At 65.1% G+C, this 24665-nt stretch carries 20 protein-coding genes; 8 read left to right on the forward strand and 12 right to left on the reverse strand.

Going from position 1 to position 24665, the window contains the following annotated elements; translation table 11 throughout:
• Window positions 1-13: 13 nt before the first annotated feature.
• The 3 genes from ACCQ12_RS01340 to ACCQ12_RS01350 all read right to left on the reverse strand — a co-directional run bounded on the left by ACCQ12_RS01340 (window position 14) and on the right by ACCQ12_RS01350 (window position 3573).
• Window positions 14-739 (reverse strand): DUF6597 domain-containing transcriptional factor, encoded by a 726-nt coding sequence (locus ACCQ12_RS01340; RefSeq protein WP_372382752.1) that lies wholly within the window; start codon window positions 737-739, stop codon window positions 14-16.
• Window positions 740-983: 244 nt separating this feature from the next.
• Window positions 984-2246: a cation:proton antiporter gene (locus tag ACCQ12_RS01345; RefSeq protein WP_372382753.1), complete on the reverse strand. Its 1263-nt coding sequence runs from the start codon at window positions 2244-2246 to the stop codon at window positions 984-986.
• Window positions 2247-2616: 370 nt separating this feature from the next.
• Window positions 2617-3573, reverse strand: a complete 957-nt coding sequence (locus tag ACCQ12_RS01350; RefSeq protein WP_372382754.1) for a LysR family transcriptional regulator — start codon at window positions 3571-3573, stop codon at window positions 2617-2619.
• Between the two features lie 118 nt (window positions 3574-3691).
• Here ACCQ12_RS01350 and aceB point away from each other — a divergent pair, with 118 nt between their 5' ends.
• From aceB to ACCQ12_RS01370, 4 genes are all read left to right on the forward strand, one after another.
• Window positions 3692-5308: a malate synthase A gene (gene aceB, locus ACCQ12_RS01355; RefSeq protein ID WP_372382755.1), complete on the forward strand. Its 1617-nt coding sequence runs from the start codon at window positions 3692-3694 to the stop codon at window positions 5306-5308.
• 163 nt (window positions 5309-5471) lie between these two features.
• On the forward strand, window positions 5472-6767 hold the full coding sequence (aceA, locus tag ACCQ12_RS01360) for an isocitrate lyase (protein WP_372361952.1): 1296 nt from the start codon (window positions 5472-5474) through the stop codon (window positions 6765-6767).
• A gap of 192 nt (window positions 6768-6959) precedes the next feature.
• Window positions 6960-8036, forward strand: a complete 1077-nt coding sequence (locus ACCQ12_RS01365; RefSeq protein ID WP_039406762.1) for a GGDEF domain-containing protein — start codon at window positions 6960-6962, stop codon at window positions 8034-8036.
• 3 nt (window positions 8037-8039) lie between these two features.
• A complete protein-coding gene (locus ACCQ12_RS01370; protein ID WP_372382756.1) occupies window positions 8040-10529 on the forward strand; it encodes a putative peptide modification system cyclase in 2490 nt (829 codons plus the stop codon).
• Between the two features lie 25 nt (window positions 10530-10554).
• On the opposite strand, the gene ACCQ12_RS01375 is transcribed toward ACCQ12_RS01370, so the two are convergent.
• Window positions 10555-10866, reverse strand: coding sequence for an NHLP-related RiPP peptide (locus ACCQ12_RS01375; RefSeq protein ID WP_039563860.1), 312 nt, complete (start codon window positions 10864-10866; stop codon window positions 10555-10557).
• 124 nt (window positions 10867-10990) lie between these two features.
• Between ACCQ12_RS01375 and ACCQ12_RS01380 the strand changes: the two genes are divergently transcribed.
• Window positions 10991-12106 carry a putative peptide maturation dehydrogenase gene (locus ACCQ12_RS01380; protein ID WP_372382757.1) on the forward strand — a complete coding sequence of 372 codons (1116 nt, stop codon included), beginning with the start codon at window positions 10991-10993 and terminating at the stop codon, window positions 12104-12106.
• Between the two features lie 125 nt (window positions 12107-12231).
• Here ACCQ12_RS01380 and ACCQ12_RS01385 read toward each other — a convergent pair whose 3' ends face one another.
• From ACCQ12_RS01385 to ACCQ12_RS01405, 5 genes are all read right to left on the reverse strand, one after another.
• A complete protein-coding gene (locus ACCQ12_RS01385; protein WP_372382758.1) occupies window positions 12232-13173 on the reverse strand; it encodes a cyclase family protein in 942 nt (313 codons plus the stop codon).
• Window positions 13174-13486: 313 nt separating this feature from the next.
• Window positions 13487-15574: a S9 family peptidase gene (locus ACCQ12_RS01390; RefSeq protein ID WP_372382759.1), complete on the reverse strand. Its 2088-nt coding sequence runs from the start codon at window positions 15572-15574 to the stop codon at window positions 13487-13489.
• A 99-nt stretch (window positions 15575-15673) separates the two neighbouring features.
• The gene (locus ACCQ12_RS01395; RefSeq protein WP_372382760.1) at window positions 15674-17701 is read right to left on the reverse strand and encodes an acetyl/propionyl/methylcrotonyl-CoA carboxylase subunit alpha; all 2028 of its coding nucleotides are present in this window, start codon (window positions 17699-17701) and stop codon (window positions 15674-15676) included.
• A gap of 184 nt (window positions 17702-17885) precedes the next feature.
• Window positions 17886-19496: a carboxyl transferase domain-containing protein gene (locus tag ACCQ12_RS01400; RefSeq protein ID WP_372382761.1), complete on the reverse strand. Its 1611-nt coding sequence runs from the start codon at window positions 19494-19496 to the stop codon at window positions 17886-17888.
• Between the two features lie 10 nt (window positions 19497-19506).
• Window positions 19507-20670: an isovaleryl-CoA dehydrogenase gene (locus ACCQ12_RS01405; protein ID WP_039406742.1), complete on the reverse strand. Its 1164-nt coding sequence runs from the start codon at window positions 20668-20670 to the stop codon at window positions 19507-19509.
• A 128-nt stretch (window positions 20671-20798) separates the two neighbouring features.
• On the opposite strand from ACCQ12_RS01405, the gene ACCQ12_RS01410 reads away from it, so the two are divergent.
• The 3 genes from ACCQ12_RS01410 to ACCQ12_RS01420 all read left to right on the forward strand — a co-directional run bounded on the left by ACCQ12_RS01410 (window position 20799) and on the right by ACCQ12_RS01420 (window position 22395).
• Window positions 20799-21416: a TetR/AcrR family transcriptional regulator gene (locus tag ACCQ12_RS01410; RefSeq protein WP_068838512.1), complete on the forward strand. Its 618-nt coding sequence runs from the start codon at window positions 20799-20801 to the stop codon at window positions 21414-21416.
• Between the two features lie 86 nt (window positions 21417-21502).
• On the forward strand, window positions 21503-21877 hold the full coding sequence (locus tag ACCQ12_RS01415; RefSeq protein ID WP_039406735.1) for a hypothetical protein: 375 nt from the start codon (window positions 21503-21505) through the stop codon (window positions 21875-21877).
• Complete coding sequence (locus ACCQ12_RS01420) at window positions 21874-22395, forward strand: RES family NAD+ phosphorylase (RefSeq protein ID WP_184553546.1); 522 nt, start codon at window positions 21874-21876, stop codon at window positions 22393-22395. The genes ACCQ12_RS01415 and ACCQ12_RS01420 overlap by 4 nt, the downstream gene beginning before the upstream one ends.
• A 12-nt stretch (window positions 22396-22407) precedes the next feature.
• Here ACCQ12_RS01420 and ACCQ12_RS01425 read toward each other — a convergent pair whose 3' ends face one another.
• From ACCQ12_RS01425 to ACCQ12_RS01435, 3 genes are read right to left on the reverse strand one after another with little or no spacing between them, the layout of a single operon-like run.
• Window positions 22408-22743, reverse strand: coding sequence for a DUF3325 domain-containing protein (locus tag ACCQ12_RS01425; RefSeq protein WP_372382762.1), 336 nt, complete (start codon window positions 22741-22743; stop codon window positions 22408-22410).
• On the reverse strand, window positions 22740-24356 hold the full coding sequence (locus tag ACCQ12_RS01430) for a PepSY-associated TM helix domain-containing protein (protein ID WP_372382763.1): 1617 nt from the start codon (window positions 24354-24356) through the stop codon (window positions 22740-22742). The genes ACCQ12_RS01425 and ACCQ12_RS01430 overlap by 4 nt, the downstream gene beginning before the upstream one ends.
• Window positions 24353-24664 (reverse strand): DUF3649 domain-containing protein, encoded by a 312-nt coding sequence (locus ACCQ12_RS01435; RefSeq protein ID WP_047694447.1) that lies wholly within the window; start codon window positions 24662-24664, stop codon window positions 24353-24355. Before ACCQ12_RS01435 ends, ACCQ12_RS01430 begins: the two co-directional genes overlap by 4 nt.
• Window position 24665 lies beyond the last annotated feature (1 nt).

The following is a 24665-nucleotide window of genomic DNA, read 5'->3' on the forward strand; positions in this document are numbered from 1 at the left end:
GCGAAAACGGCCATCACCGTGCGTGTTGCTGCACCAGCTCACGCGGACTCAGCTGGGCAAGCAGGCGCGCATCGCGCACCAGATGCGGTGCATCGCCATACCCGGCCTCCAGCGCGGCGGCGGTCAGCGTGGGTTGGCTGGCTGCCAGCCGCAGGAAACGCTGCAGCCGCAAGATCCGCTCCAGCGTCTTGGGGCCATAGCCGAATGCTGCGTGACAGCGCCGCCGCAGCTGCCGCTCGCTGATCTCCAGGCTTGCGCACAACGCCGGCAGGCGCGGCGCTGCAGGCCCGGCCAGCTGGGAGAAGGTGAAGGCCATCTGTTGGTCCACGGCCACCGCGCGGTGACGACACAGCGCATGCAAGGTCTGCAGCACGTCGCTGCCATCGCACAGCTTCTGTTGCCAGTCGCCTGCATCGCGGCCCCACAGCGCATCCAGTGCCACGCGCTGGTCGGCAATATGGTGCAGCGGAATGCCCAGCACACCGGCAGCCGCGCCTGCAGTCAATCGCACGCCGGTGAGCACGGTGCCGGCGGCTACGCAGGCCATGGTCGCGACATGGTCGGGGCCGGCGACGAACAGTGCAGCGCCATCCCAGATCAGGTCGACGCAGCCGTCCGGTAACACCCGCACCGGCGCATTGGCCGCACCTTGCCGGTGGCGCCAGCTGCAACGCAGCTGGGTGCGCAACTCGGGCGGAGGTGGGAGCTGCGTATAGCGGGACCGGGTTTCTGAGGACATGGCGGCAGTCTGTGGCACAACCCGTCAACGCGCCTGGCGGAAGAACTGCGCTGTGAAGCGGATGCCGCCGATGCGGCAATCGCGCAGCGCAATCCTCCTTGCCACCCGCGTTACCGGGGGTGGCAAGGGTGCTTCACGTCCTGCCGGTGCGATCGCGCGCGAGCAGCGCGGTGTCGACGCACAGCTCGCATGACTGCCTGTGCGCGCTGATGCAACGTTGGCAAGTGCAGTGGCAGACAACACGTCAGTGACCCGAACGGTTCGCTTGCATGCCGTCGGCCGAGGCCGCATGGCGCCGGCCATGAAACCAGGCCACCATCGGCGAGGTCATCACCGTGGTCACCAGCGTCATGCCGAACAACAGCGTGAACAGGTCCGGGCCGATCACGCCGCTGTCCAGGCCGATCTTGATCACCACCAGTTCCATCAGGCCACGTGCATTCATCAGCGAGCCGACGGTGAGACTATCGCGCCAATCGTGCCCGCTCAGCCGCGCGCCCAGCGTGCAGCCGGCCAGTTTGCCGGTCACCGCCACGCCGATCACCAGCACGAAACCGGCAATGCCGGCGCCGGCAAACGCACTGGGGCTGGTGGCCTGTCCGGCGACGGCAAACAGTACCGGCATCAGCAAGCTGATCGCCAACGGTTCGATGCGTCCGGCCAGATGCTCCAGCAAACGGTCGTCGCGCGGCAGGCAGATGCCGAACACGAATGCACCGAAGATCGCATGCAAGCCGATCCATTCGGCTACCGCCGCGCAGCCCAGCAGGCCGATCAACACCCACACCAGCGCAGTGGAGGCATAGCGGCCATCGCTCGCTCGCGGCCGCAGCAGTCGCGCATACGCCGGCTTGAGCACACCGAACACCAGCGCGATCAAGACCAGCGCACCGGCCGCAGTAAATGCCACGCCACCGTGCGCAGTGTTGCCGGTGAGCGTGAGCACGATCGCCAGGAAGATCCATACCGTGGCGTCGTCGATGACCGCCGCGCCCAGTGCCAGACGGCCGGCCGGCGTGCGGGTCATGTTGCGATCCTTGAGGATGCGCGCCAGCACCGGAAATGCAGTGACCGACATGGCTGCCGCAATGAACAGCGCAAACGGCCAGAAGCCGACGCCGTGCGGCGCAAAGCGCGGAAACAGCCACGGCGCAGCGGCCAGGCCCAGTGCCAGCGGCAACACGATGCCCGACACACCAACCAGCACCGACGCGCGCACCTGTGCCTTGGTGCCTTCCGGCGCACGCAGCTCCACGCCGACGACGAACATGAAAAGCACCACCCCCAGATTGGCCAGCCCCGACAACGGTGGCAGGCTCTTGGCGGCGAACAGCGCGCCATGCAGCTCCGGCAGCCACGCGCCGAAGGCGATCGGGCCCAGCAGCAGGCCGGCCGCCATCTCGCCAATGACCGGCGGCTGCCCGACCCGTTGCAATAGCGCACCACACAGGCGCGCCGCCCCCAGAATCACTGCCAACTGCACCAGCAACAACGTGGTCGGATTCATTGCGTCAACGTTCCATTGGTTGAGTCGGCTCGATGTGCGGGTCGAGCGCGCTGTATGCGGTCCGTCGTCCCCTGGACAGACCACGCGCTCGTGCGCTGCATGCTGCAGCGCAGTCGCCGAGTGTAGGCGGACGTCATTGCGTCGTGCATCGCACGATCGTGCATCGCGCGCAATGTCGCCTCCAACGGGTGTGTAGGAGCCACACACCGTGCATCGCCGTCCTGTCGCGTTTGCTGGATTTGTTGCACAGCACACGGCGCCTGCGCAATCGACAGATGGCACGTGGCAACCTCGACCGCGACGCGCACTCACGTAGCGGGCGCGCCAGCAAATTCGGTGATCGCGTTGATCGCGTCGATCACCTGACGGCTCAGCGCTCCGAGTCGCCGCTCTCGTCATAGCCGCGCGGCGTAAACAGATCCGGCTGGATCAGTTCGATGAAGGCGCGTGCCTGCGGCGACAGATACTTGCCCTTGCGCACCACCACGCCGTAGCTGCGGGTAGGGAAAAAATCCTTGAGCGAGCGTGTGGCCAGTTTGTCGCGATCGGTATCGGTGACGCAGATGGCGGTCACGATGGAAATGCCCATGCCCATCGCCACGTACTGCTTGATCACCTCCCAGCCGCCCACTTCCAGTGCCACGGTGTAGGGCACCCGGGCCTGTTGAAAAATCAGGTCGACCAGGCGGTAGGTCACCTGCCGCCGCGGCGGCAGGATCAACGGATACGGCGACAGATCCTGCAACGACACCGTGGGCTTGTGCGCCAGGGGATGGTCGGGCGGGGTGATCAACAGCTGCTCGAAGCGGTACACAGGTGCGTAGTTGAGGTCGGCTGGCACGTCCAGCATCGAACCGACCGCCAGATCCACCGCATCCTCGCGCAGCAGGTCGGTGCCATCGGCGCTGATCGCGTTGTGCAGGGTCAGCCGCACATCCGGATGACGCGCGCGGAAGTTTTCCACGATGCGCGGCAGCAGGTACAGGATGGTGGAACTGTTGGCGGCAATGGTCAGCTCGCCCGCATCCAGCCCGCGCACCTTCTCGCGGAAGCTCGCCTCCAGCCCGTCCAGGCTTTCCACCAGCGGCAGCGCCATGTCGTACAGCAGTTGTCCCTCGCGGCTGGGCGCCAGCCGCCGCCCGGAGCGCTCGAACAAGGGCACACCCAGGTCGCGTTCCAGTGCCTGCAGTTGCAGGGTCACCGCCGGCTGACTGACGTACAGCGCCTCAGCAGCCCGTGAGACGGAGCCCAAGCGCACTGTCTGGCAGAACGCGCGCAGCGGTTTGAGCCGATCGGATTTGTAGGAAAATCGCGGGGTTGGCGCCATATCGGTGAGCGATCATCGATCGATATAAGTACAGATTATTTACAGCATTGATAAAACTGCTTTGTCAAATAGTCGGCTGGCGCGCACGGTGCAGGTCCGGACGCACAAGGACCTCCCCATGTCTGCCACCGCTTTTGCTCCACGTCCTACCGACCGCGCCACCCCAGGTCTGTCGCTGACCACCCAGGTCGCCGGGCAGGCAGAACTGCTGCCGCCAGCGGCGCTGGCGCTGCTGGTCTCGCTGCACCGCGCGATCGAGCCCGGCCGTCAGCAGCGTCTGGCCCAGCGGCGCGCCCGCCAGGCCGCCTTCGACGCCGGCCAGCTGCCGGATTTCCGCGCCGACACCCGGGCCATCCGCGAGAGTGACTGGCGCGTTGCGCCGTTGCCGGCGGCATTGCAGGACCGCCGCGTCGAGATCACCGGACCCACCGACCCGAAGATGGTCATCAACGCGCTCAACTCCGGCGCCAAGGTGTTCATGGCCGACTTCGAGGACTCCACCGCACCGACCTGGCGCAACCTGCTCGCCGGCCAGCGCACCCTGGCGGCCGCCGTGCGCGGCGATCTCAGCTTCCAGGCCCCCAGCGGCAAGCACTACGCACTGCGCCCGGAAGCCGAACGAGCGGTGCTGATCGTGCGCCCGCGCGGCTGGCACCTGGACGAAAAGCATGTCCACATCGACGGGCAGCCGCTGGCCGGCGGCCTGTTCGATGCGGCCCTGTTCGCCTTCCACAACGGCCGCGCGCTGCTGGCCAGGGACCGCGGCCCGTATCTGTATCTGCCCAAGCTGCAGGGCATGGAAGAAGCCGCACTGTGGGAAACGGCGCTGTCGCATATCGAAGCGATGCTGGGCCTGCCGCATGGGCAGATCAAGGTGACCGTGCTGATCGAAACGCTGCCGGCGGTGTTCGAGATGGACGAGATTCTGCACGCACTGCGCGAGCGCATCGTGGGCCTGAATTGCGGGCGCTGGGATTACATTTTTTCGTATCTGAAAACCTTCCGCGCGCACCGCGACCGCGTCCTGCCCGAACGCGGCCAGGTCACCATGACCCAGCCATTCTTGAAGGCGTATTCGGAGCTGTTGATCAAGACCTGCCATCGCCGCGGCGCGCATGCAATGGGCGGCATGGCCGCGCAGATCCCGATCAATCACGACGAAGCCGCCAACGAACAGGCCATGGCGCGTGTGCGTGCCGACAAGCTGCGCGAAGTCAGCGCCGGCCACGACGGCACCTGGGTGGCGCATCCGGCGCTGATCCCGGTGGCGATGAAACTGTTCGACGAGCACATGCCCACCGCGCATCAGCAGCATGTGCTGCGCAACGACGTGCAGGTGACGCGCGACATGCTGATCGCCCCGTCCCCGGGCACCATCACCCGCGCCGGTTTCGAAGGCAATGTCGAAGTCTGCGTGCGTTATCTGGCTGCGTGGCTGGACGGCAATGGCTGTGTACCGATCCACAACCTGATGGAGGATGCCGCCACCGCCGAAATCAGCCGCGCGCAACTGTGGCAGTGGCTGCATCACGGCCAGCATCTGGATGATGGCACCGCCATCGATCAGCACCTGCTGCAGGCCACCTTGCGTGCGCTGCCGGCCCGGTTGGGCGCCACCACCACGTTGCCTGGCGCCGCCCGCATCGATGAGGCGATCGCCTTGCTGCAGGAGCTGAGCGTTGCCGATGCACTGGCCGACTTCCTCACCGTGCCGGCGTACCGCCTGATCGATTGATCGCTGCCGCGGCACCGCCACCGCGTATCGCCGCAGCTCCTGCCTCACCGCAGCACACCGCCCGTTGCGCGCCACCGCGCAACGACGGCCTTGCCTTGCCGCGTGCGCCGTCGGGCACGCCGCTTCCCTGTTCCATCCGTCGTCCCCCTCAGGAGAACGCAAGATGAGCACCACACTGCAAAGCGCCGAACAACTGCAGCAGGACTGGGCCAGCAATCCGCGCTGGACAGGTATCACCCGCAACTACACCGCCGCCGACGTGGTGCGCCTGCGTGGCACCGTGCATGTCGAGCACTCGCTGGCGCGGCTGGGCGCCGAAAAGCTATGGACGTCCCTGCATGCCACCCCGTTCGTCAACGCGCTGGGCGCCTTGACCGGCAATCAGGCGATGCAGCAGGTCAAGGCGGGCCTGAAGGCGATCTACCTGAGCGGTTGGCAGGTGGCGGCCGATGCCAACCTGGCCGGGCAGATGTATCCGGATCAGTCGCTGTACCCGGCCGATTCGGTGCCGGCGGTGGTCAAGCGCATCAACAACACCTTGCTGCGCGCAGATCAGCTCCATCACGCCGAAGGCAACGATGCCATCGACTTCCTGCAGCCGATCGTGGCCGATGCCGAAGCCGGTTTCGGCGGCGTGCTCAATGCCTTCGAACTGATGAAGGCGATGATCGAAGCCGGCGCCGCTGGCGTGCACTTCGAAGACCAGCTGGCCTCGGTCAAGAAGTGCGGCCACATGGGCGGCAAGGTGCTGGTGCCCACGCGTGAGGCGATCGAAAAGTTGAACGCCGCGCGCCTGGCCGCCGACGTGCTGGGCGTGCCGACGCTGCTGATCGCGCGCACCGATGCCGAAGCAGCCGACCTGCTCACCAGCGACGTGGATGCCAACGATCAGCCGTTCACCACCGGGCAGCGCACGGTCGAAGGTTTCTTCAAGACCCGCAACGGCCTGGACCAGGCGATCAGCCGCGGCCTGGCCTACGCGCCCTATGCCGATTTGATCTGGTGCGAAACCGGCAAGCCGGACCTGGCGTTTGCGCGCGCCTTCGCGCAAGCCATCCATGCCAAGTACCCGGGCAAGTTGCTGGCCTACAACTGCTCGCCCAGTTTCAATTGGAAGAAGCACCTGGACGATGCCACCATCGCCAGATTCCAGACCGAGCTGGCCAGCTACGGCTACAAGTTCCAGTTCATCACCCTGGCCGGGTTCCATGCGTTGAACCACAGCATGTTCCAGCTGGCGCACGGTTACGCCCGCAGGCAGATGAGTGCGTTTGTCGACTTGCAGCAGGCCGAATTCGAAGCGGCCGACCGGGGCTTCACCGCGGTCAAGCATCAGCGCGAAGTCGGCACGGGCTACTTCGATGCAGTGACGCAGGCGATTCAGCAGGGCCAGTCGTCCACCACGGCCCTGCGCGGCTCTACCGAAGAAGAACAGTTTCACGGCGACAAGGCCGCCTAGCCTGCAGCGGGCGGCCAGACGTTCGCCACCCCGGGAGGGGGAGGGGCCCGGAAAACCGGGCCCCTTTTTTTTCTGGAATACCCGTCATTTCGTCTCTTTGCCTGTGAGAAAGAGTGTGACCTGGTACTGAACAAGGGGGTCCTGTAGGATTTGTCCATGGGCTAACGTTGTAGGCCGGCCTAAGGAAACTGGATGACTTGCCACAACTCCACAGGCGCAGTCGAGCCGACGGGAAGCGTTGCCAAAACGCTTTCGGACGGGCTGCACGCGTCGATGACTGCCGAGGAACTTGCATTTTTCGCGCGTTTTGGCCGGCTGCGCGACCTTGCCGCGGGCCAGGCGCTGTTCGAGCGCGGCGCGATCGGCACGCAGATGTTCATCGTGGTCAGTGGCCAGATCGACCTGGATTTCGGCGAAGACCTGATGCTCAAGCATCTGGGCCCGGGCGAGTTTTTTGGCGAGCTCGGCCTGCTGATTGGCGACCATGCGCGCAGCGCGGGCGCCAGTGCGTCGATGGACAGCCGCCTGATCGAACTGGCACATGACGATTTCCAGCGCCTGGTCGACCACGACCCGTCGATGGTGGCGCACTTTCTGCGCCGTTCCATCGTGCGTGTGGTCAATAACGAGCAATTGCTGATCCGCCAGCTGCGCCGCCGCAACCATGACCTGGAAGCGGCGCTGGACAACCTCTACGTCACCTCGCACCAGCTCAACCATACCGAAGAGCTCAGCCGCACCGACGAGCTGACCGGGTTGCACAATCGCCGCGGCCTGGCGCTGTATCTGCAGGAATGCCGCCGCGCCGGCAACGTGCCCGGCGTTGGCCTGATCCTGATCGATTGCGACCGCTTCAAGCGCATCAACGACGAATTCGGGCATCTGGCCGGCGACCGCGTGTTGCAGAACGTGGCGCACGCATTACGGTCGGTCATCGCCGAAGGCGATCTGGCCTGCCGGCTCGGCGGCGACGAATTCTGCGTGCTGGTGGCGCAAGGCACGCGCGAGCTGGTGCACCACATCGGCGAATGCATCGTACGCGCGGTGGAAGCGCGGCTGTGCAACGGACCGAGCGAGCAAGGCTGCTCGGTCAGCGTCGGCTTGTGCATGATCGATGCGGATGCGGCCTGGAACGATTGGTACACCCTCGCCGACAGCGCCCTGTACGAAGCCAAACGGCAGGGCGGCAACGTGCTGGCCATGCACGATGCGATCGCATCGGCGATCTCGCCGCCGCCCGGTACCACGCCCGATTCGGGCCATCGTTAAGTCATGAGCGCCCGCAACGCACGCAAGGACGCGTCGTCGGAGGCTATCCAGGCACCACGTCTGCGCACCTTGCTGTTGACCGATCTCTGCGACTCGACCGCGCTGGTCGAACGCATCGGCGACAACGCCGCCGCTGCCCTGTTCCGCGAACACGACCGCCTGGTGGTCAAGCTGCAGCAGCACTGGCGCGGCCGCCTGATCGATCGTTCCGACGGGCTGTTGTTGTTGTTCGATCGCCCTATCGACGGGCTGGGCTTCGCGCTGGATTACGCGCGCGGGCTCAAGGCCATGAGCGATGCCCATGCCCAGCCGCTGTGCGCGCGGCAAGGGTTGCACGTGGGCGAAGTGCTGACCTGGCGCAACAGCGACGAGGCGGTGAGCATCGGCGCCAAACCGCTGGAGGTCGAAGGCCTGGCCAAACCGACTGCCGCACGCCTGATGTCGATGGCACGCCCGGGACAGATCCTGATCTCGGCGGTCGCCGAATCGCTCACCCACCGCGCTGCGCGCGAACTGGGCGACCGCGTCGAACGCATCCTGTGGAAATCCCACGGCCGCTGGCGCTTCAAAGGCGTCCCCACGCCGATGGAAATCTACGAAGTCGGCGAAATCGGCCTGACCCCGTTACGCGCCCCGAAGAACTCCACCAAAGCCTGGCGCGATGTCCCGCTATGGCGGCGGCCGGCGGCGTTGGCGACGGAGCTTGCGGTGATTCTTCTGACCACGGGTATCTTGTGGTTATTCGGGCGACCGCAGCCGGCAATTGCATTTGCCGAACGTGATTGGGTAGTGGTGGGCGATCTCCACAACCTCACCGATAGCGCGACGCTGGATGAGCCGCTGCAGCAAGCGCTGCGGCTCAGCTTGCAGCAGTCAAAGCACGTCAATCTGATTTCTGAAAAACGTGCGCATGACATGCTGGAGCTGATGAAACAAAGCGATCGCACCAAGGTGGACCGGGCGCTTGGTGCGCAAGTTGCAATGCGGGCTGGCGCCAAGGCGCTGATATTGCCGAGCGTTGCCGATATCGGGGGCAACCTCCGCTTCACGGTAGAGGTGATCGATCCAACCACCCAGGCGACGGTCTACATGTATAAAGCGGAAGGCCGCGGGCAGCGTTCGTTGCTCACCTCCGTGGATACGGTGAGTTCGAACCTGCGCGAAGGGCTTGGGGAAACGCTGGCTTCCATCAAGGCAAACTCCGCGCCGTTGCCGCGCGTCTCCACCGCGAATATGGATGCCCTGAATGCCTATGCGCTAGCCCAGCGTGAGTTCGGTGTGGGCCATTATTTGCGCGCCCGGGATTACTACCTGCGCGCCGTGGAACTGGATCCGACATTCGCTTTGGCAAACGTCGGGATCGCCCGTTGCTATTTCTATCTCGAAAACACGTCGACCGGTTTGCCTTATCTCGAAAAGGCACTGAGTCTGCGGGCAAAATTGCCTCCGCGCGAGCAGGTCTATCTCGACGCCTGGTATGCGCAGATCAAGGATCCGGCAAACGCCTACGAGAAATGGATGCAGATGGCAAATCTGTATCCAGACGATTTTGCCGCAGCCGAAAACACCGCCTATGCGTTAGAAGTGCGTAACCGCTACAAGGAAGCGCTGGTCTACGCCAAGCGGGCAGCGGCATCGCGTTACGATTTCGACCCGCTGTCGTTGGAGATGGTCGGGCGTATGCAATTGGCGTTGGGAAAGACCTCCGAGGCGCTAGGGACATTTCGTTCCGCCAGGGCCGCGGGGCTGGCGTCTGCGGCCGTGTGGGAAGCGGTGACCTTGGCGGTCCTGAACGATTTCCCGGCAGCCCATGCGATCTGGCCGGCGGAGGGGCGTCTGGACGTTGCCTACTTCGATCAGGTGTCCATCTATATCGACGAACACCGCAGGGAGCAGGCGTTGGTGGAAATGGCGCGAATCTCCGACTCGATCGACCATGCCTCCTCGCGGTACCAGCAGTCACTGGTCGCCAAAGCATCGGCGCAATATGCGCAGGGCAAGCATGCAGACGCGCTGCAAACCATCGATGCAGCGGTGCCGGTGGCATTGTCGAGCGTTGCCAAAAGTGGCGAGGGTGTCGCACAGCGAAGTGATGCCGTTGTTGCTGCATCGCTTGCCCTCATTGGGCAGCGTATGGGCCATGCCACTGCTGCCAAGTCGGTACTGCGCGCCTTGCTGGCCAAGCCGGAACTGGCCAGGATGCCGTCTGTTGCCGAGCTCGTCGTACTTCTACAGGCGCGCATGGCTCTTTTGGAGGGGCATGCCCAGGAGGCGATCAAGTTGCTGGAGCCAGGCCTTGATGGAAATGAAGCCTACCAGTACCACGTGGTCCTCAAAGAAGCCTATACGGCACTCGGGGATTCACGCGCTGCCGCCAGCGAGAAGACGTGGCTGAAAAATGCACATGGCAGAGCCTATGCAGAGTTCGGTGGATGCGGATGGTGCCAGCAGCCGATGAACGTCTTCGATGCGGCGATGGCTGACGGCAAGTAACGCAAGACTACTTGCCGTCGCTACATCATTTCTTGAGTTGCGGTGACGAACCCAATGGCACGTTCAGGCGAATCGGCTGCATATTGACCGAGGACGTCAGGCTGGCATGAATTTCGTCACGTGCCTGCGCAATCGTGTCTTTGTCGGCCAATGCATCGACCTTGAGCTGGGAAGCCATGAGCTCGGCGTCCTCCGAGGGATAACCGACCTGCAGCAAGGCAGCCTTGGGATCCTTTTTGAACAGGTCACGGAATGCATCGTCGGTGGCCAATAGGTCCAGAAGCTTGTGAGCGACCTCTGGTTGCAGCGGAGCTGGGCGTTTGTCGTTCTCGGTCATGCTCATCAACGGTAGGGAATCTTCAAGAAATCTAATTCCAGACCGCTAGAAGATCAATCTCGATGATGAGCGTTGGATCATGTTGGTGAGGCGCTGTGCAGTTGTCTACGTTGAACCCAGGGAATTGGTAGAGATCGACCTTATCGGCCTATGTGCAGGAGGAGCGGGTACCACGCGCTCCAGGCATTGGGTTGCGCTGGCGCCGCATCTGGATGCGGAACGTCTACTCACCGAGGATGAAGTGCTTCTATTGGGCCGAACCAGCCCGAGCCAATGGCTGCATCAAGGATTCCTCGGGGACAGCTCGGTTGTGGAGTCATTGTTGGAAAAAGGACTGCTGCTGGCGGGCGAGCCGAATCCCAGCCTGACACGCGACCGCGATGAGATTCAGCGGAAAAGCCAGTGGCATCCATTGGCCGCGACGTATCACGCGTTCACCCGATGGAGCAATGTTGACTCGGCCAGGGCTGCCAGGGATGCGGGCGCCGATACGTCGGCAGCGTTGTTGTCGACCTTCGGTCCGCCACCGCCAGAGCAGATCGTACGGGGCAGTGACGGACAGGTCGCGCTCCTGCGAGGTTCCGATGTCTATCTCGACACGGTGCTGCGGAAGCGGACAACATGCCGGAACTTCGATGCCCAGGCTTGCATGGAGTTTGACGTTTTCTCAAAGATCATCGAGCGCACCTTCGCTGCGAATGCAGTGCTGCAGGCAGATGCCGATACCGTCTTTCTAAAGCGTTCTAGTCCGTCGGGCGGCGGCCTGCATCCGCTGGACGCTTATCTACTCATCAGGAACGTCTCCGGCGTTATCGACGGGGTATACCACTACCTTCCAATCGATCACGCGCTGGAGCCATTGGACACCCAGGTACCAGACCTGGAGGGCGTGGCGTTGAAGATCCTGGCCGGTCAGGACTGGTTTTCCGGCGCGCAAGTGATTGTGGCGCTGTGTCCCCGCTACTACCGCAATTTCTGGAAGTATCGCGCGCACGCAAAGGCCTATCGCGCACTCGCATTGGAGGCAGGTCATTTTTCCCAGACGCTCTACATGGCAGCCACAGATGTAGGGCTAGGCGCATTTGTGACCTGCGCGATCAATGAGGTGCAGGTTGAGGACCTGCTTGGGCTGGAGCCCATCATGGAGGGTGTGATGGCGATCTGTGGATTTGGCGTACGTGGCGAGGTCATGAAGACCATGGAACTGGACCCCAATCACGAGGTGTGGGCAGGTCACTAGCCGGAGTCGAGTCGCATGGGAATGGCGGCAAATCGGGAGCAAATAAGCTTTGCAGGAAGTGGCGAGCCACCCAGTAAAGAGTTGCTCTTCGCTATGGATGGTGACGGCTTTGCCCCGGCGATTGGCTAGGGATGCTCGCGCATGACGCCATCGACGTCGCGAATCAGCGGATGGGCGTGCTCCGCCAGTGGCGCACCCGGAACATCATCCACCGACACCCCGTGAGACCAGTTGGGTGGAGCGATGGCGATGTAGCGGGCGAAGCCGCCGGTGCCGCCTTCGGGTTTTGCAAAGCCAATAGCGATCAGGGCGCCGGACGGTGGCACCTGATCGAGATGTGCCACGCCTTCGGCCTGGGCAAAGTTGTGGTGGAGCAGCCACTGTTCGCCTTCTAGGGTGTCGGTCGTATCGGTATCCAGCGGTTCATGGCCGTGGAACAGGATGTGCCGCTGCAGATGCAGATATTTCAACGCGGCCAGTCTGACACCGGGGAAAGGTTTTTCGGCGAAGCGCTGGGTCTGGTTCCAGCGCTTGTACCAGTCGGAGCGGAACATCACCACCGAGCCCTCCGGAATAGGCCCATAGATTCGCTCCCAGGCGGTGACGTCGGCGACGCTGGCGTGGTAGCCGGGGTCTTTTTCGACTTTTTCGTGGATATCGATGACCACCAGCGGGCGTACCGCGTAGGTGGCAGGGAGGTCGCTGATGGTGGCGCCTCTGGGATTCCAGTGGGCCGGTGGATCCAGCTGCGTGCCGTACTGGTCGGTGCTCAGTTCATAGGCGGTGGCGACGAAGCCGTGTGCGTCATAGCGGAATTGTTCGCCTTGGGCGGCAAACCCGGGCAAGGTTTTGCCCGCCACTGCAGGCTTGAACTTGGCTGGCGCGAAGCCGGGCCAGACCGGCTGTGTCGGGGAGAAGGCATGGGTCAGATCGATATATTTGGCCTGCCGCAGACTCTGCTGATAGAGCTGCCACAACTGCAGGTCTGGCACTGGCGTCGCGGCCGTAGCCGAACCGAGCGAAACGGCAAGCGACAATGCGGTCGCTAAGCGAAGCAATGGCGACATGTCAGGTCTCCGGTAAGGAATTCTGCATGCTAGCTGAGTGCGCAAGCGCCGCGCAGCGGTGACACCGGACGCCGGTCAGCGATGACGCGTGGGCAGCGATGGACGCACGACCGCGCCGGTGCAGCGCCCCGACAATCCGGCGTCATCTGCCTTCGACGCGTCGCTGCAGTGTTGCGCACCTGCAGATGTTCCTACGGGGCGATCGACTGTGAAACTTGCACTTGCATCAGCCGGTTGAATTGCTGGAGCGATGAACCGGCGACTGGAGGTCGCCGGTTACGCCGATGTTGTGGCCGATGCCGCCACGTGCACCCTACTGCCGAATCGCCTGCGTATGTGTCTTCAACGCATCGGGCAGGCCGTTGATCTTGTCTGCGCCCTCCGGGACGGTGATGCTGGAGCCGTCGAAGTCTGCGCCGATCGGTTGCGCGCGGCCGCCCAGGCACTGGCTCAGGAAGCCTTCGGTCACTGCGTTGAAGGCCTTGCTGTTCTCGGGGCGACGGAAGCCGTGGCCTTCGTCGGGGAACAGCACGTAGGTGACCGGGATGTTCTTGGCCTTCATCGCGTTGACGATCTGGTCGCTTTCGGCCTGCTTGACGCGTGGGTCGTTGGCACCCTGGCCGATCAACAGCGGTTTGCTGATCTTGTCGACATGGGTGAGTGGGGAGCGTTCGGTCAGCCATTGCTTGCCGGCCTCGGTGGCCGGGTCGCCCATGCGGCGGGTCAACTGCTTATAGAAGCTGGCCCAGTACGGCGGCACGGTGCCGAGCAGGGTGTTGAGGTTGGCGGGGCCGACGATATCCACGCCGCACTTGAAGGCGTCCGGGGTGAAGGTCATGCCCACCAGGGTGGCGTAGCCGCCGTAGCTGCCGCCCATGATGGCGACATCCTCGGGCTTGGTGACGCCTTGCTTGACCGCCCACTGCACCGCATCGAGCAGATCGTCGTGCATCTTGGCGGCCCACTCGCCGTTGCCGGCATTGGTGAATGCCTTGCCGAAGCCGGTGGAGCCGCGGAAGTTCACCGACAGCACCGCATAGCCGCGGTTGGCCAGCCATTGCTCGTAGGGGCCATAGCCGTAGCTGTCGCGTGCCCACGGGCCGCCGTGCACGAACAGCACCAGCGGTACCGGCTTGTCGGCCTTGCCGTCGTGATTGGCGTCGGCTTCAGCGGGCAGGGTGAGGTAGCTGACCAACTTGAGGCCATCGCGTGCAGTCAGTTCCTGCGGCCACATCGGTACCAGCGGCTTGCCCTCCAGCGCAGGCCGTGCGGAGAACAGCTTGGTCAGCTTGCCGCCATCGGCGCGATCGTAGCGGTAGTAAGTCAGTGGCGTTTCTGCTGCCGAATAGCCGACGATCCAGATGCGGTCGTCGAGCGTACGTGCGGCAACGCTGGCATCGCCTGCGCCCAGGGATTTGAGTTTCTGCAGGTCTGCCGCAATGCCGGTATCCAACGCCTTCCACTCTTCGCGCAGGTAGTCGGTCGATACCGCCTGCACCACGCCGGTCCTGGGGTCGTTCAAGGTGGCACCGACGTCGGCGCGCGGGCTTTCGAACAACAGTGTGCGTGCGTTGCTGGCGGTGTCGATGGCGTACAGGGCGGCGGTATCGCGATTGCGCGAATCCTGCATGTAGAGCGTCTTGCCGTCGTCGGTCAGCCCGTCGGGCAAGGTGTTGGTGACATCTTCGAATGGAATGCGGTCCACAGGCTTCCAGCCCTTGCCATCGGGCACCAGCAGTTCCCGGCCGGCGTCGTCGGTGGCACGCGTGGCGTAACGCAGCTGGAAGTTTCCATCCAGCAGATAGGAGTCCAGGCTGTCGGTGTTCTTCTGCACCAGGGTGCGCTTGCCCGAGGCCAGCTCCACGCGGTACAGGTCGTGCCACTTGGCGTCGCGGTCGTTCATGCCGACCATGATGGTGTCCGGATGCTGCGCGCTGACGCGGTACACCTCGGCATTGGTCTTCTTGAACGGGGTCAGGTCCTTGCTGCTGCCATCGGTCAGGTTGACCGAGAACAGATGGAAGTCTTCATCGCCGCCGGTGTCGCGCAGATACAGCAGCGTGTTGGATTGGTAGGTCCAGAAATAGGAGCGGATGCCGCGCGCAGTGTCCTTGGTGATGGCGCGCGCCTGGTCGGGTGCATCCACTGGCGCCACCCAGACATTGAGTACACCATCCAGCGGTGCGACCCAACTGAGATACTTGCCGTCCGGGCTGATGCTGACATTGGCGCGCTCGGGATTGCCGAACAGCGCCTCGCGGGTGATCAGTTCAGGGGGCGCCGTGGGCGCTGCCGCTGCGGCGGATGCTGGCGGTGTGGCCTTGTCGGGTGCGGGAGCGGTCTTGTCGCTGCAGGCAGACAGCGCCAGCAGCATGCTGGAAGCAAGGAGCAAACGTTGCATGAAGCCTCCGGTGGGTAGACGGCCAGTCCGGCCGAGTGCCCACGCTAGGGGCAGCGCCTGCGCGAGCGGACGTGCCGTTGGTCACGCTCCCATGCGGCACTACGCAGATGCGGACACAAATTCCACCAGGGCGACACCGTCGGCCACCAGATCGCCCTCGGCCACCAGGTAGGCCTTGACCATTCCGTCGCCGGGCGCGTGCAGGGTGTGCTCCATCTTCATCGCTTCCAGCACCACCAGCGCCTGCCCGCGGGTGACCGGCTGGCCCACCGCCGCCGCCAGCGACACGATGCGCCCGGGCATCGGCGCCGTCAGGCCGCCGGCCTCGTGCGCGGGCTGGTCCGCGTTCTCCAGCGCATCGTGGTGGCGAAACATCGCGCGCTGCGTGGAGCCGATCACGGTCACCGTATTGCCGTCGCGCAGAAGCCGCGCACGCCACTGCCGGCCATCCATGTCCACGCGTACGTCATGGTCGTGGGAGTGGTGGCGCAGGTGATGCGTCTGGCCGGCATGGGTGACCTGCCAGCCATCGGTGAGCCGCCGCACGCCCAGCGTGCGATGTTCGCCCGCTGCCTCCAGCTGCACGCTACGCGCCGCATGTGCGCCGATCCGCCAGCCGTCGGCGGTCTGCCATGGCGAGAACGGATCGGCAGGATCCGGCGCAGGCTGCAGCGCTGCCTCGGCGATCGTGACCGCAGCCAGGCACCACCAGGCATTCTCGGGGACGGTGGCGTCGGCAAACAGCGCAGCGTGTTCGCGCTCGATCAGCCCGGTATCCAGATCGGCCGATGCGAACGCGTGGGTGCGGATCAGGCGTGCCAGAAATGCGCTATTGGTGGTGACGCCTACCGCATGAACCTGTGTCAGCGCAGCCTGCATGCGTGCCAGTGCCGCAGGGCGGTCGACATCCCAGGCGATGAGCTTGGCGATCATCGGGTCGTAGTAGGGGCTGATGCTGTCGCCTTGCTCCACGCCCGCATCGATGCGCACGTGCGCGCTGGCGACAGGCAACTGCAGCTGGCGCAAGGTACCCGTGGAGGGCAGGAAGCCGCGCTCGGCATCTTCGGCATACAGGCGCGCTTCCAGCGCATGCCCGTGGATGCGCAACTCGTGCTGGCGGCGCGGCAGCGGTGCGCCTGCGGCAACCTGCAGTTGCCACTCGACCAGATCGGTACCGGTGATCAATTCGGTCACCGGGTGCTCCACCTGCAGCCGGGTGTTCATTTCCATGAAATAGAAATCGCCCTCCGGCCCGGCGATGAATTCCACCGTTCCCGCGCCCACGTAGCCCACGGCGCGTGCGGCATCGACCGCTGCCTTGCCCATCGCTGCGCGGCGCTCCTCGGTCATGCCGGGCGCGGGCGCTTCTTCCAATACCTTTTGATGGCGGCGCTGTACCGAGCAGTCGCGCTCGAACAGGTACACCACCTCGCCATGGGTATCGCCGAAGACCTGGATCTCGATATGGCGCGGGCGCTCGACATATTTTTCCACCAGCACATGGGCATTGCCGAACGCCGACTGCGCTTCGCGCTGGCAGCTGGCCAACGCATCCTCGAATGCGGCGCTGGCATCGACCCGGCGCATGCCCTTGCCACCACCACCGGCGCTGGCCTTGATCAGCACCGGGTAGCCAATCGCATCGGCCTGCGCACGCAGGAACGCCGGTGCCTGTTCGTCGCCGTGGTAGCCCGGCGTCAGCGGCACGCCGGCGCGTTGCATCAATGCCTTGGCCGCGCTCTTGTCGCCCATCGCGCGGATCGCAGCGGCCGGGGGGCCGATGAACACGATGCCGGCCTGCGCGCAGGCGTCGGCAAAGACCGCGTTTTCCGAGAGGAATCCGTAGCCCGGATGGATCGCCTGCGCACCGGTGAGGCGCGCTGCCTCCAGGATCGCTTCGCCACGCAGATAACTCTGCTGCGCAGGCGCCGGACCCAGATGCACCGCTTCATCGGCCAGGCGCACATGCCGCGCATCACGATCGGCATCCGAATACACGGCCACCGTGGCGATGCCGAGCGTGCGACAGGTGGCGATCACCCGGCAGGCGATCTCGCCGCGATTGGCGATCAGGATCTTGTCGAAGGGGCGTTGCGCGGCGGTGGCCACGGGGTCGTGCTGTGTCATCGGGTCGGTCTCTGCACATCGCCATCGTGGCGGTGGTCGCGCGCATGAGCGCGGGTGGATGTCGTGCTGCGCTCAGCCATTGCGATGTCTGTGTTCCATGCTGCCGGCAGGGGTTGTGCTGTGTCTGAACGCAGCGCACGTAGACGCATGCGCCGGCACATGCAACGCTGGCCAACGGTCGTGCTCACATCCGGAACACGCCAAAGCGCGTCGGTTCGATCGGCGCATTCAACGCCGCCGACAAGCCCAGGCCCAGTACGCGCCGGGTATCGGCCGGGTCGATGATGCCGTCGTCCCACAGGCGTGCGCTGGCGTAGTAGGGGTGGCCTTGCTGTTCGAACTGCGCGCGGATCGGCGCCTTGAACGCGTCTTCTTCTTCGCCCGACCATGTCCCGCCCTTGGCCTCGATGCCGTCGCGGCGCACCGTCGCCAACACGCTGGCGGCCTGCTCGCCGCCCATGACGCCAATGCGCGCGTTCGGCCACATCCACAGAAAGTTCGGCGAATACGCGCGGCCGCACATGCCGTAGTTGCCGGCACCGAACGAGCCGCCGATCACCACGGTGAACTTGGGTACCTTGGCGCAGGCCACCGCCATCACCAGCTTGGCGCCGTCCTTGGCGATGCCACCGTGTTCGTACTTGCGCCCGACCATGAAGCCGGTGATGTTCTGCAGGAACACCAGCGGAATGCCGCGTTGTGTGCACAGCTCGATGAAGTGCGCGCCCTTGAGCGCGGACTCGGAAAACAGGATGCCGTTGTTGGCGATGATGCCCACCGGGTAGCCATGCAGATGCGCAAAGCCGGTCACCAGGGTGCTGCCATAGCGCGGCTTGAATTCGTCCAGGCGTGAGTCGTCGACGATGCGCGCGATCACTTCGCGCACGTCGAACGGCTTGCGCGTGTCGGCAGGAATCACGCCATACAGCTCGTCGGCGGCATACCGCGGCGGCACCGGCGTTTGCAGTGCCAGGGAAGCAGGCGGTTTGCGCCAGTTGAGCTGCGCGATGATGGCGCGGACGCGTGCCAGTGCCTGCAGATCGTTGTCGGCAAAATGATCGGCCACCCCGGAGATGCGCGTATGCACATCGGCACCGCCAAGCGCCTCGGCAGTGACTTCTTCGCCGGTGGCCGCTTTCACCAACGGCGGGCCGCCGAGAAAGATGGTGCCCTGCTCGCGCACGATTACCGTCTCATCGCTCATCGCCGGCACGTACGCACCGCCGGCCGTGCAGGAGCCCATCACGCAGGCGATCTGCGGAATGCCGTTGGCCGACAGGTTGGCCTGGTTGTAGAAGATGCGCCCGAAGTGGTCGCGATCGGGGAATACTTCATCCTGCAGCGGCAAGAACGCGCCGCCGGAATCGACCAGATAGATGCATGGCAAGCGGTTCTGCTGCGCGATGTCCTGCGCGCGCAGATGCTTCTTCACCGTCATCGGGTAGTAGGTGCCGCCCTTGACGGTGGCATCGTTGGCCACGATCACGCATTCAACGCCAGACACGCGGCCGATACCGGCCACCACACCGGCACACGGCACCTGGTCGTCGTACATGCCGTGCGCGGCGAGCGGTGCGATCTCCAGCAGGGCGCTGCCCGGATCCAGCAGCGCATCGATCCGGTCGCGTACCAGCAGCTTGCCCCGTGCGGTGTGCTTTGCCCGCGCCGCGTCGTTGCCGCCAAGCGCGGTCTGCGCCAGGGTGCGGCGCAAATCATCGACCACCACGCGCATTGCCGCGGCGTTGGCCTGAAAACTCTCGCCGCTGATCTGCAGCTGGCTGGTGATCACGCTCATGAGGGCTCCGTCAGGCGGTGCGTTCGAACAGTTCGCGGCCGATCAGCATGCGCCGGATCTCCGAGGTCCCCGCGCCAATCTCGTACAACTTGGCATCGCGCCACAAGCGTCCGGTGGGGTAGTCGTTGATGTAGCCATTGCCGCCCAGCACCTGGATCGCCTGGCCGGTCAGCCAGGTGGCCTTCTCGGCGGCATACAGGATGGCGCCGGCCGCGTCCTGGCGCGTGGTGCGCCCGGCATCGCAGGCACGTGCCACCGCATACACGTACGCGCGGCAGGCATTGAGTCCCACATACATGTCGGCCAGCTTGGCCTGCATCAACTGGAAGGTGCCGATCGGCTCGCCAAACTGCTTGCGCTCGTGCACGTACGGCAACACCACGTCCATGGCTGCGGCCATCAGCCCCAGTGGCCCGCCGGCCAGCACCACGCGTTCGAAATCCAGCCCGGACATCAGCACGCGCACGCCACCGTTGAGGGTGCCGAGCACGTTCTCGGCCGGCACTTCGCAATCGGTGAACACCAGCTCGCAGGTGTTGGAGCCGCGCATGCCCAGCTTGTCGAGCTTCTGTGCGGTGGAAAACCCCGGCATGCCCTTTTCGACGATGAAGGCGGTGATGCCGCGCGCGCCGGCGTCCGGGTCGGTCTTGGCGTAGACCACCAGCACGTCGGCATCGGGACCGTTGGTGATCCACATCTTGTTGCCGTTGAGCACGTAGCGGTCGCCGCGCGCGTCCGCTCGCAGCTTCATCGACACCACGTCCGAGCCGGAGCCGGCCTCGCTCATCGCCAGCGCGCCCACATGCTCGCCCGTGCACAGCTTGGGCAGATAACGCTGCTTCTGCCCGGGCGTTGCGTTCTTGCGCAGCTGGTTGAGGCACAGGTTGGAATGCGCCCCGTACGAGAGCCCGATGGCGCCACCGGCGCGGGAGATTTCTTCCATCGCCACCACATGCGCCAGGTAGCCCATGCCGCTGCCGCCGTATTCTTCTTCCACGGTCAGCCCCAGCAGGCCTTGCTCACCGAACAGGCGCCACAGTTGCGACGGAAAGACATTGTCGTGATCGGCCGCCGCGGCGAGCGGGGCGATATGGTGGCTGGCGAACGCCGCAACGCTTTCGCGCAGCAGATCGATCTCTTCGCCAAGCTCGAAATTCAAGGACGGCACATGCATGGAGCAACTCCACAGGGATCGGGACGTGCCGGGTGGGGGCGGGCGGGCCGCGCGGCGTAAGCAGGCAGCCTAGCCGTCCCCGGAAAAAAAGTGAACTAGAATTCAACTATTGAACCCAGAATCACACCATGGCTTATCGACGCTCCGCCCTGATGGAAGAACGCCTGGCCGGCAACCGCGAACGCATCCTGCACGCGGCCCGCGCGCTGATCGCCGAGGGCGGCTACCGCAATGCCCCGATCACCGCGGTGGCGGCAGCCGCTGGCGTGTCAACCGGGCAGATTTATCGGCATTTCCCGTCCAAAGCCGAGCTTTTCGTGGAAGTTTTAAACGCGGCGGTGCAGCGTGAGATGACCATCCTGCGCGCCATTGCCACCACCGATGCCAGTGCGGCCGAGCGCCTGCGCACCGCCATCGCCACTTTCGTGCGACGCGCGCTGGCCGGTCCGGCGCTGGCATACGCCTTCATCGCCGAGCCGGTGGAAGGCGAAGTGGATGCCGAGCGCATCCGCGGCCGTCGCCTGTTCGGCGAAGTGTTCCGGCAGTTGTTGGCCGAAGGCGTGGCCGCCGGAGAATTTCCCGAACAGTCACTGGATGCCGCAGCGGCCTGCATCGTCGGCGCCTTCACCGAGGCCCTGGTCGGGCCGATCGCGCCCAGTCGCGGCGACCCGCAGCAAGGCGAACAGCTGGTGGAAGCGATCAGCGGCTTCTGCCTGCGCGCGGTGGGGGCGACCAGGCAGGTCTGACACTGCGCTGACCGTGCATCACGCCGTGCTGGATGGATGCTGATTGCTGTGCATATACTGTGCACGTCACCTGCCCGAGCACACCCATGGTCGCCGTCCTCAATCCCCTCTCCCTGACCGAGCGGTTGCGCGCGCCCGACCGCACCATTCTTTCGCCGGCAGCCATGGCCGGCCTGCTGGAGCTGTCGCAGCAGGAGCTGGCCGAGCTGGCCGGCGTGCATCGCAACAGCCTGCGCGTGCATCCGGAAAGCCCGCGCGTGCAGGAGGTGTTGCGCAATCTCTCGCGGCTGCTGGTGGCGATGGCGCAGATCCAGCCGGACGAACACCAGGTGGTGTTCCATCTGAAAAACACCCCGATCCCCGTCTTCGAGTTCGCCACCCTGCTGGAGGTGGTCAAGCAGGGACGCACCGACGATGCGTTGACCTATCTGCGTACCGTCGCCTCGGGGGCAGCCGGTTGAAGCTGAGCGCTCCGGCGCACTGCACGCTGTATCGCGCCTTCACTCCGCGCTGGGCCGCCGAACCCCTGAGTGGTGCCGGTGCGGCGCGCTCGGGCGGGCGCTTCAATCGTTTCGGTCAGCCGGCGCTGTACCTGTCGCTGCAACTGGACACGGCGGCGGCCGAATACGCACAGGCCGCCCCGTTCCTGCCGCCGTTCACGCTGGTCAGCTACGCGGCCGAGTTGCCGGCGCTGGCCGATCTGCGCCTGCTCGATGCCAGCTGGGACGCGCTCTGGGCCGACTGGACCGACGACTGGCGCAAGGCCCTGGTCACCAAGGTCGAGCCGGTGAGCTGGGTGCTCGGCGACCTGCTGCGTGAGGCGCAGATTCCCGGGGTGATCTTTCCCAGCCTGGCAGCGCCGGACGGGGTCAACGTGGTGCTGTTCCTGGACATGCTGCAGCCCGAGCAGATGCTGCGGGTGCTCGACGATGGCCGGCTGCCACGCGATGGCCGCAGCTGGGGCGATCCGCCGCCATGATCCGCCGCGGTCTCAGCCCATCAGCAGGTGCGCGGCGCCAGCCAGCACCGGCACGGCGATGGCGGCCGGCAGCACGGCGCCACGCCGATAGGGCAGCAGCCACAGTGCCAGCACCGCCGCGGCGGCAGTCAGCGTTCCCAGCCACAGTACCGGGCCGATGCCCCACCCCTGCGCGCGGACCGCCAGGCCAAAGGTGAGCAGCAGCAACAGCCAGCCGATGCTGCGCAACTGCCGCGTGCGCGCAGTGCCCAGGCTGCGGCCACGCAGCTCGTGCTGGTGTTTTTCCATCGCCAGGCACAGCGCCGCGAAGCCGGAAAAATTCAACGCCAGCAACAGCATCACGCTCATGCACTTTCCTGCAGCGGTACGCCGTTTTGCGCCGGGGCGGCGACCGTGGCACGCGCACGTCGGGCAGCCGCGGATTGCGGCGCTTTCCAGTGCTGCAAGCGCCAGCCGGCAATGCCCAGGCAGATACCCAGGCCCAGGCAGACCAGATCGACGCCGGCCAGCATCCATTGGGCGGCCGGCAGCGTCACGCCCAGATGCACATCGGTGGTGATCGCGTTGAGCAGCGGCACCAGCGCAAACAGGGTGCCGCCCAGGTACAGCTGCCAGCTCCACATCGCGCGGCGCGGCCAGACGAACGCAGCCAACAACGCGCTGGCCCAGGCGGCAAAGAACAGGTTCGCTTCCATCGCTGCGCGCGCTTCCAGCACCACCGGCAACAGCCGGTTTGCCCAGAAGAAGCTGGCAAAGGCGATCGGCAGCCCGGCCACGGTGCCGATGTTGAGCGCGTCCACCAGGCGCAGTCCAAACCCGATGCGTCCGGCCTTCAGGTGCTTGGGGCGTTCCTTCACCGCCCACATCACTACGCCGCTGGCCACCATCAGGCAGCCAAGCAGGCCGGAAGCGAAAAACAGCACGCGCAGCCACGGACCGGCAAAATGCGCGATGTGCAGCCCCACCATCACCCCGCGTGTTTCGCTCGCGCCACCGGGCACGCCGCTGCGCTGCAGGCGCGCGCCGGTGAGGCCGTCGTACAGGATGGAGGGCGCGGTGCTGGACAGCTGCGCGGCCAGTTGGCTGACGCCGACTGCCGCATGCGCATCGTTGGGCAGCGACACCGCCACGTTGCCGATCTCGCCCCCGCGCAGGTCGCTGCGGGCGCGCACCACAAACTGTTCCAGCGGCAGCATGTGCGCCGGCGTGCCGGCCGCCTGCCGGGTGTCGGCCACGCGGTTGGCCGACTCGTCGTAAAAGCGCATCTCGTCGCTGGCGTAGCGTGCCTTGATGCCCCACGGCAGGTACATGAACATCAAGGTCACGATGCCGGTATAGGTGATCATCGCGTGGTATGGCAGCGCGGTCACTGCGCTGACGTTATGGAAGTCCAGCCACGAGCGCAGGCCCTTGCCCGGGCGGAACGTGAAAAAGTCCTTGAAGATCTTCTTGTGCGTGATCACGCCGCTGATGATGGCCACCAGCATGAACATCGCGCAGAACCCGACGATGTAGCGTGCCCACATCACCGGCAGGTAATGCAGGTCGAAGTGCAGCCGGTAGAAGAAGTCGCCGCCCAGCGTGTCGCGCGCGGCGATCTCCTTGCCGGTGGCCGGGTCGATGATGGCGTTGCCGTACATCTCGCGGCGGCTGGCCGGTTTGCCGTCGGCAGGCGCCGGGTTCTGCCAGTACATGCTGACCACCGGCGTCCGCGCGTCCGGCAAGGTGATGTTCCAGCTCACTGCGTCTGCTGCATGTGTCTGCAGATACTGCTCGGCGCTGCGGACGGCGGCCTCGCTGCTCACCATGGTGGTGGGCAGTTCCGGACGCATCCAGCGGCTGATTTCATCGCGGTAGTAACTGGCGGTGCCGCCCATGAAGATCAGCAGCAGCACCCAGCCGACCAGCAGGCCGGTCCAGGTATGCAGCCATGCCATCGACTGGCGAAACCCCTGCTTCATGCCGCTCCCCGCTGCAGCCAGGCCGCCAGCGCGAACATCAGCGCCGCCGGGACCGCGATTCCCGCCCAGGCCCGCCACACGCTGGCGGTGGCAAATGCCCACAGCGGCGCGCAGGCGCATACCACGATGCCGACCAGCATGCTGGTCAACACCGCTTCACTGCGCGGCATCGGCAGGACCAGGGCCAGCAACAGGTTGGTGGCGCTGGCCAGCGCATAACCGCCAACAATCGCGGCCAACGTGCGCGCCAGCACGCCCAGCCACGGGCGCCTGAACCAGGGAAGCGACAGGTGCGGGGCGCTGGACATC

It is taken from the genome of Xanthomonas sp. NCPPB 1068 (genome assembly GCF_041479385.2).
Classification (GTDB): Bacteria; Pseudomonadota; Gammaproteobacteria; order Xanthomonadales; family Xanthomonadaceae; genus Xanthomonas; species Xanthomonas cannabis.

Bases quoted from the DNA above. Each gene is read 5' to 3' on its own strand.
- ACCQ12_RS01365 (WP_039406762.1), top strand. From the start codon at position 6,960: ATGACTTGCCACAACTCCACAGGCGCAGTCGAGCCGACGGGAAGCGTT.
- aceB (WP_372382755.1), top strand. From the start codon at position 3,692: ATGTCTGCCACCGCTTTTGCTCCACGTCCTACCGACCGCGCCACCCCA.
- ACCQ12_RS01435 (WP_047694447.1), bottom strand. From the start codon at position 24,664: ATGTCCAGCGCCCCGCACCTGTCGCTTCCCTGGTTCAGGCGCCCGTGG.
- ACCQ12_RS01370 (WP_372382756.1), top strand. From the start codon at position 8,040: ATGAGCGCCCGCAACGCACGCAAGGACGCGTCGTCGGAGGCTATCCAG.
- ACCQ12_RS01415 (WP_039406735.1), top strand. From the start codon at position 21,503: ATGGTCGCCGTCCTCAATCCCCTCTCCCTGACCGAGCGGTTGCGCGCG.
- ACCQ12_RS01395 (WP_372382760.1), bottom strand. From the start codon at position 17,701: ATGACACAGCACGACCCCGTGGCCACCGCCGCGCAACGCCCCTTCGAC.
- ACCQ12_RS01350 (WP_372382754.1), bottom strand. From the start codon at position 3,573: ATGGCGCCAACCCCGCGATTTTCCTACAAATCCGATCGGCTCAAACCG.
- ACCQ12_RS01390 (WP_372382759.1), bottom strand. From the start codon at position 15,574: ATGCAACGTTTGCTCCTTGCTTCCAGCATGCTGCTGGCGCTGTCTGCC.
- ACCQ12_RS01425 (WP_372382762.1), bottom strand. From the start codon at position 22,743: ATGAGCGTGATGCTGTTGCTGGCGTTGAATTTTTCCGGCTTCGCGGCG.
- ACCQ12_RS01410 (WP_068838512.1), top strand. From the start codon at position 20,799: ATGGCTTATCGACGCTCCGCCCTGATGGAAGAACGCCTGGCCGGCAAC.
- ACCQ12_RS01345 (WP_372382753.1), bottom strand. From the start codon at position 2,246: ATGAATCCGACCACGTTGTTGCTGGTGCAGTTGGCAGTGATTCTGGGG.
- aceA (WP_372361952.1), top strand. From the start codon at position 5,472: ATGAGCACCACACTGCAAAGCGCCGAACAACTGCAGCAGGACTGGGCC.
- ACCQ12_RS01400 (WP_372382761.1), bottom strand. From the start codon at position 19,496: ATGAGCGTGATCACCAGCCAGCTGCAGATCAGCGGCGAGAGTTTTCAG.
- ACCQ12_RS01375 (WP_039563860.1), bottom strand. From the start codon at position 10,866: ATGACCGAGAACGACAAACGCCCAGCTCCGCTGCAACCAGAGGTCGCT.
- ACCQ12_RS01430 (WP_372382763.1), bottom strand. From the start codon at position 24,356: ATGAAGCAGGGGTTTCGCCAGTCGATGGCATGGCTGCATACCTGGACC.
- ACCQ12_RS01340 (WP_372382752.1), bottom strand. From the start codon at position 739: ATGTCCTCAGAAACCCGGTCCCGCTATACGCAGCTCCCACCTCCGCCC.
- ACCQ12_RS01405 (WP_039406742.1), bottom strand. From the start codon at position 20,670: ATGCATGTGCCGTCCTTGAATTTCGAGCTTGGCGAAGAGATCGATCTG.
- ACCQ12_RS01385 (WP_372382758.1), bottom strand. From the start codon at position 13,173: ATGTCGCCATTGCTTCGCTTAGCGACCGCATTGTCGCTTGCCGTTTCG.